7 protein-coding genes and 1 riboswitch are annotated in these 6265 nt (G+C 72.9%); of the genes, 1 reads left to right on the forward strand and 6 read right to left on the reverse strand.

Annotation, left to right across the window (positions count from 1 at the left end):
• Positions 1-85: 85 nt before the first annotated feature.
• The 6 genes from AB0G32_RS30060 to AB0G32_RS30085 form a co-directional block, all read right to left on the reverse strand.
• Positions 86-862, reverse strand: a complete 777-nt coding sequence (locus AB0G32_RS30060; RefSeq protein WP_361170151.1) for an urease accessory protein UreD — start codon at positions 860-862, stop codon at positions 86-88.
• Complete coding sequence (ureG, locus tag AB0G32_RS30065; RefSeq protein WP_361170154.1) at positions 850-1530, reverse strand: urease accessory protein UreG; 681 nt, start codon at positions 1528-1530, stop codon at positions 850-852. Before ureG ends, AB0G32_RS30060 begins: the two co-directional genes overlap by 13 nt.
• Before the next feature lie 48 nt (positions 1531-1578).
• On the reverse strand, positions 1579-2253 hold the full coding sequence (locus AB0G32_RS30070) for an urease accessory UreF family protein (protein ID WP_361170157.1): 675 nt from the start codon (positions 2251-2253) through the stop codon (positions 1579-1581).
• 150 nt (positions 2254-2403) lie between these two features.
• Positions 2404-4125 carry an urease subunit alpha gene (locus AB0G32_RS30075; RefSeq protein WP_361170159.1) on the reverse strand — a complete coding sequence of 574 codons (1722 nt, stop codon included), beginning with the start codon at positions 4123-4125 and terminating at the stop codon, positions 2404-2406.
• A complete protein-coding gene (locus AB0G32_RS30080) occupies positions 4118-4429 on the reverse strand; it encodes an urease subunit beta (RefSeq protein ID WP_361170162.1) in 312 nt (103 codons plus the stop codon). The genes AB0G32_RS30075 and AB0G32_RS30080 overlap by 8 nt, the downstream gene beginning before the upstream one ends.
• Positions 4430-4442: 13 nt before the next feature.
• On the reverse strand, positions 4443-4745 hold the full coding sequence (locus AB0G32_RS30085; protein WP_361170165.1) for an urease subunit gamma: 303 nt from the start codon (positions 4743-4745) through the stop codon (positions 4443-4445).
• Positions 4746-5301: 556 nt separating this feature from the next.
• Positions 5302-5516: riboswitch (cyclic di-AMP (ydaO/yuaA leader) on the forward strand.
• Positions 5517-5519: 3 nt separating this feature from the next.
• Between AB0G32_RS30085 and AB0G32_RS30090 the strand changes: the two genes are divergently transcribed.
• On the forward strand, positions 5520-5993 hold the full coding sequence (locus AB0G32_RS30090; protein WP_361170168.1) for a C40 family peptidase: 474 nt from the start codon (positions 5520-5522) through the stop codon (positions 5991-5993).
• Positions 5994-6265: the final 272 nt, after the last annotated feature.

Genomic DNA, 6265 nt, shown 5'->3' on the forward strand with positions numbered 1-6265 from the left:
GTGGGTTCCCTGAGGACAGGGGCGACCCGGCTTCTTTGCCAATCCGATAAACGGGTTGACGCGTTCGGCCGTCGGAGCGTCCGCTTCAGCCCCGGCCGAGGGAGTCCAGTGCCTCGTCCAGCGACCGGCGCAGCCGCAGCGCGTCGGGCGCCAGGGCGGTGACGAGGACGGCGGGCCCGGCGAGCGGCAGCACGGCCGTACCGTCCCCGGCCATCCTCGCCGGCGGCATCCGCCGGGCGAACTCCGGCCGTACGACGACGATCTGGCCGACGGCCCGGTGCCCGGCCAGCACCGCCGGGCCGTCCCAGCCGCCGGGCGCGCCGGGTCCGCAGGCCAGTTCCTGGTCGAGCACGCACCGCCCGGCGATCCGTACCGTGAGCCGGCTGGTGAGCCGCCCCGGTTCCTCGCCGGTCCGGCCGAGCACCTGTTCCTCGCGCAGCACCAGCCGGGCGTCCGCGCCGAGGTCGGCCCGGGTGGTGACGTACAGTTCGCTGCCGCGCGCGGAGATCAGCTGCTCGGGCAGCCAGTGCAGTTCGCCGCCGTCGGCGACGGTGAGCCGGACGTCGTAGTGGGCCTCGTCCTTGGTCTGGCCGGGCAGCGCGATGGTGGCCGCCGCCGATCCGACCCGCAGCCGGGCGCCCGCGCCGACGTCCGCCTCGACGGTGAGCCGGTCCCCGCCCAGCGGTCCGCTCATCGCGCCGACCAGCGTGACCCGCGCCTCGGCCCCGCTGCCCCGGGTGCGGCGCGGCGCGAGCGGGCCCTCGCCGTCGAGCACCGGCAGCGCGGTGCCGCCGCGTCCGTCCCGGCGGGCGTGGACGCGTGCTGTGGCCCGCAGGCCGGCCGTCCCCCTCACGCGGTCCACGCGGTGAGCTTCGAGCGGACCCAGGCGGCGACGTCCGCCACGCCCGGGTCGTCCCTGAGCGACTGGAGGACGACGGGCAGTGCGCCGCGCTGCGCCTTGGCGTCGGCGGACATCCGGGCCAGGTCGGAGCCGACGTACGGGGCGAGGTCGGTCTTGTTGACGACCAGCAGGTCGGCGGTGGTCACGCCGGGGCCGCCCTTGCGCGGGATGTCGTCGCCGCCGGCCACGTCGATGACGAAGATCTGCGCGTCGACCAGACCCTTGGAGAAGGTGGCGGTCAGGTTGTCGCCACCGGACTCGACGAGGATCAGGTCCAGCGGGCCGACCTCGTCCTCCAGGTCCTCGACGGCTTCCAGGTTGGCGGAGATGTCGTCCCGGATCGCGGTGTGCGGGCAGGCCCCGGTCTCCACCGCGCTGATCCGCTCGGGCGGCAGCACGGCCTCGCGCAGCAGGAACTCGGCGTCCTCGCGGGTGTAGATGTCGTTGGTGACGACCGCGAGGGAGAGTTCGTCGCGCAGCGCCCGGCAGAGCGCGGCGACGGTGGCGGTCTTCCCGGACCCGACGGGCCCGCCGAGCCCGATCCGCAGCGCCCGACGGGTGCCGTCGGGGCGGCGGGCGTCGGCGCTGACGGCGGCGGGACCGTGCGAGTGGGAGTGATCGAGGTGCATGACGGCTCCTGTTCCGGCGAGGGCGGCCGTTGCGGCCGAAGGGGGACGTTAAGAGGCGAACAACCGGGTGGGCCAGGCGGCATGTGCCTGCGCCGCGATCTCCAGCAGCGGCGCCGAGGCCGCGGGCAGTGCGTCGGGCCCGGCGTCCGCCGCCCGCCGGGCCGCGTCGACGGCCCGGTCGGCCACCCGGTCCAGTTCCGGCGCCAGCCGCGCCAGCGCCCCGGTCGCGTCGAACGGGTCCAGGCTGAGCAGCCGCACCGCCGCCGTCGCGGGACCGCTGACGCTCTCGTACGCCGAGCAGTACGCCGCGTCCAGCGGCCCGAGCCCCGCCGACCGGGCCGCGAGGCCGAGCACCACCGGCTGGTGCGCGCCCTTGGGGAACGCACGGGCCAGGGCGTCGAGTTCGGGAGACGGCCAGGTCGCGCGGGCGGCCCGCATCAGCTGTCGGCCCAGCTTGCGCGCCACGGCCCGCAGCGCGGGGGACGGGGTCCGGGCGTCCGCGGCGGCGTCGAGGGAGGCCGGGTCCAGGCCGAGGGCCGCCGCCGCGGCGAGCGCGGCCGACACCAGCCCCGTCGTGTGCAGCCGGCCCCGGCAGAAGCCTTCGAGGTCCCCGGCCCCGGTGATCCGTCCGGCGCGGACGGCCGCCTCCGCACCCCCGGAGTGCGCGTGCCCTCCGGCGGGGAAGCGGCCGTCGGCCAGAACCAGGAGCGCTGCCCTAGACATCGGTTGTCCTGGGCATCGGGAGTACTTGCGACGCAAGCGCTGACGTCGCAAGCGCTGGCGTCGCATGAACTGGCGTCGCATGAACTGGCGTCGCACGGATTGGCGTTGTGCGAACTGGCGTCGTAAGCCCTGGCATCAGAAGCTCTGGCATCAGAAGAGGAAGTATCGCTGGGCCATGGGCAGTTCCGCCGCGGGTTCGGCCTCGACCAGTTCGCCGTCGATGTGCACGGCGAAGCTGTCGGGGTCGATGCGTACGTCCGGCCGCGCGGCGTTCTCCCGCAGGTCGGCCTTGGTGACGCCGCGCGTCGACTCGATCGGCACGAACTCCTTGCCGAGCGCGAGCCGCTGGGCCAGCCCGTCCTCCAGGGCGGCGGGGGCGACGAAGTTGACCGAGTTGGCCGCCGGGGCCCGGCCGATCGCTCCGTACATCGGCCGGGGCAGCACCGGCTGCGGGGTCGGGATGGAGGCGTTGGCGTCGCCCATCTGCGCGTAAGCTATCTGGCCGCCCTTGAGGACGAGCAGCGGCTTGACGCCGAAGAACTCCGGTTCCCACAGCACCAGGTCGGCGAGCTTGCCGGTCTCCACCGAGCCGATCTCGCGGGCCATGCCCTGGGCGAGCGCCGGGTTGATCGTGTACTTGGCGACATAGCGACGCACCCGGTGGTTGTCGGCGCGGCCGTCGCCGGGCAGCGCGCCGCGCCGGCGCTTCATGACGTGGGCGGTCTGCCAAGTCCGCAGGATCACCTCGCCGACCCGGCCCATCGCCTGCGCGTCGGAGGAGATGATCGAGATGGCGCCCAGATCGTGCAGGACGTCCTCGGCGCCGATGGTGGAGGGCCGGATGCGGGACTCGGCGAAGGCGAGGTCCTCGGGGACGGCCGGGTTGAGGTGGTGGCAGACCATCAGCATGTCGAGGTGTTCCTCGGCGGTGTTGACGGTGTAGGGGCGGGTCGGGTTGGTGGAGCTGGGCAGCACGTGCGGCTGGGAGACGACCGTCATGATGTCCGGTGCGTGCCCGCCGCCCGCGCCCTCGGTGTGGTACGCGTGAATGCCGCGGCCGGCGATCGCGGCGAGGGTGTCGCCGACGAAGCCGGCCTCGTTGAGGGTGTCGGTGTGGATGGCGACCTGGACGCCGGTCGCGTCGGCGACGGTGAGCGCGGCGTCGATGGCGGCGGGGGTGGCGCCCCAGTCCTCGTGGATCTTCAGGGCGACCGCGCCGCCCCGGATCTGCGAGTGCATCGCCTCGTGCGAGACGGTGTTGCCCTTGCCCAGCAGGCCGATGTTGAGCGGGTACGCCTCCATCGCGGCGAACATCCGGGCCAGGTGCCAGGGTCCGGGCGTGACGGTGGTGGCCTTGGAGCCCTCGGCCGGTCCGGTGCCGCCGCCGACCAGGGTGGTGACGCCGGCGGCCAGCGCCTCGTCGGCCACCTGCGGGCAGATGAAGTGCACATGGGCGTCGACGGCGCCGGCGGTCAGGATGCGTCCGTTGCCCGCGATGATCTCGGTCTCGGGGCCGATGACGAGGTCGGGGTGGACGCCGTCCATGGTGTCGGGGTTGCCGGCCTTGCCGATGCCGGTGATCCGGCCGTCGCGGATGCCGACGTCGGCCTTGACGATGCCCCAGTGGTCGACGATCACCACGCCGGTGACGACGGTGTCGGGGGTGCCGTCGGCGCGGGTGGCTCGGGACTGGCCCATCGACTCGCGGATGACCTTGCCGCCGCCGAACACGGCCTCCTCACCGGCGCGTCCGGGGCCGCCGGAGCGGTCCTCCTCGATCTCGATCAGCAGGTCGGTGTCGGCGAGCCGGACCCGGTCGCCGGTGGTGGGGCCGAACAGGTCGGCGTAGGCGGCGCGGGAGATCTCAGGCATCGAGGGCACCTCCGGTCTCGCCGCGCAGTCCGGGCACGATCCGGGCGCCGGCCACGGGGACGAGTTCGACCTCGACAGGGATGCCGGGCTCGAAGCGGACGGCCGTGCCGGCGGCGATGTTGAGCCGCTTGCCGCGGGCGGCGGCCCGGTCGAAGTCGAGGCCGGGGTTGGCCTCGGCGAAGTGGTAGTGCGAGCCGACCTGGACGGGGCGGTCGGCGGCGTTCAGGACGGTCAGCCGGGTGGTCTCGCGGCCCTCGTTGTAGACGATCGGCCCGTCGGCGAACAGGATCTCTCCGGGAATCACGGCGCGGCTCCCCTCAGCCGATCGGGTCGTGGACGGTGACGAGTTTGGTGCCGTCCGGGAAGGTCGCCTCGACCTGCACGTCGTGCAGCATCTCCGGGATGCCCGCCATGACGTCGTCCCGGGTCAGCAGCTTGCGGCCGGACGACATCAGCTCGGCGACGGTGCGGCCGTCCCGGGCGCCCTCCAGGATGTGCGACGTGATGAGGGCGACGGCCTCGGGATGGTTCAGCTTCAGGCCGCGCGCCCGGCGCTTCTCGGCGACGTCCGCCGCCACGTGGATCAGCAGCCGCTCTTGCTCGTGCGGGGTCAGTCGCACGTCCCACCTCACAGTCCTCGCTCCGGACCGTGCGGGTCCGGTTGCCGCAGCCACGGGGCAACGTCGCAGGTGGCCGAAGCGGCAGGCTAGTTGCACCGGGTTTCGCCCACGTTAACCCGGTCAAGATCATTTCTCGTTGCCCCGGGCTACTTCTTGGACGTCCCTTTGCCTGCCCGTGAACCGGCACCACGCCGCCGCCCCCTGACGGTTGACACCTCGTTTCACGCCGTGGCGCGGCTACCTCCGTCGCTGTGGCGCGGCTGTCTCCGCCGGCGCCGAAACGGACCGAACGGCGTACCCCCTATCGGCGTAGGAACACGTCCTCTTCCGAGGCCGTCCGGCTTGCGCAACGCGCCTGGTCGGACCCGGAATGGAGCGCTCCGCCGCTGGTCGGAAGGTCACCGGTCCCGGCGGCGCTGGGCCGAACGGAGGGCCGTCCACCCGAACGGATGAGTGGTGAGTAACAACACAAACCACCCGTTCCGTTGGGATTTTCCGTCTCGGTTGCGTCAAGATCCCTGACTGACGACAAGACCCCGCCGCAGCGGCGGGGCGATCCGGGCGGACGCCGAGTCCTGCCGCCGCCCGGATGACCGGTCGACAGGAGTGGATCGGCAGGAGTGGAGGACCCGAGCACGACGGGTCGCCGGGCCGGTCACGCCATGACCGGAGCCGAGCAGCCCTTGGGGTGAAGCCGCACTCGTGCGGCCGGGCAACTTCGCCAGCCCGAATCCGACAGGTCATCCTTCACAGGCGGCTGACGAAGGGTTGCGCATGACTGCGCTCAATCGTGTCCCGTCGCTCATGGTCAGGGCCGGTACGGCCTCGGCCCTCACCATCGCCGCCGTGGGCGGCTCGATCGTGGTCCCCGGCATCGCCTCCGAAGCCGCCGCGGCGACCCATGCGACCAAGGCGCTGAAGATCGCGGCCTCCAAGAAGGGCGCCCCGTACCGGTACGGGGCCACCGGGCCGTCCCGCTTCGACTGCTCCGGGCTGACGCTGTACTCCTTCAAGAAGGCCGGCAAGAAGCTGCCCCGTACGGCGGCCCAGCAGTACAACCGCACGCGGCACATCGGCGCCGCCAGCCGCAAGGCAGGCGATCTGGTGTTCTTCCACTCGGGCCGGAACGTCTACCACGTCGGCATCTACGCCGGGAAGGGCAGGATCTGGCACGCCCCGAAGACCGGGGACGTGGTACGGCTGCAGAAGATCTGGACCAAGAGCGTCTGGTACGGCCGGGTGAAGTGAGCCGCCCGAGGGGGTGACCCGCCCACCCTGACGGGCAGGCCACCCCCTCGGGCCAGTTCCCCGCACCGCGCGCGCCAGGTCCCCGCACCGCACGGGCCAGTTCCCCGCGCCGGGACGCCGGCGCGACGCCGGGTCACCTGTTCGCCCCGGGGCGCGACAGACGACACACCCTGGGCGAGAGTAGCCGATCGAAGGACCGACCCCGCAATCGGCTACTTAGAGTAGCGGTGACCGGACTTGAACCGGTGACACAGCGATTATGAGCCGCTTGC

It is taken from the genome of Streptomyces sp. NPDC023723 (assembly GCF_040639815.1).
Taxonomy (GTDB): Bacteria; Actinomycetota; Actinomycetes; order Streptomycetales; family Streptomycetaceae; genus Streptomyces.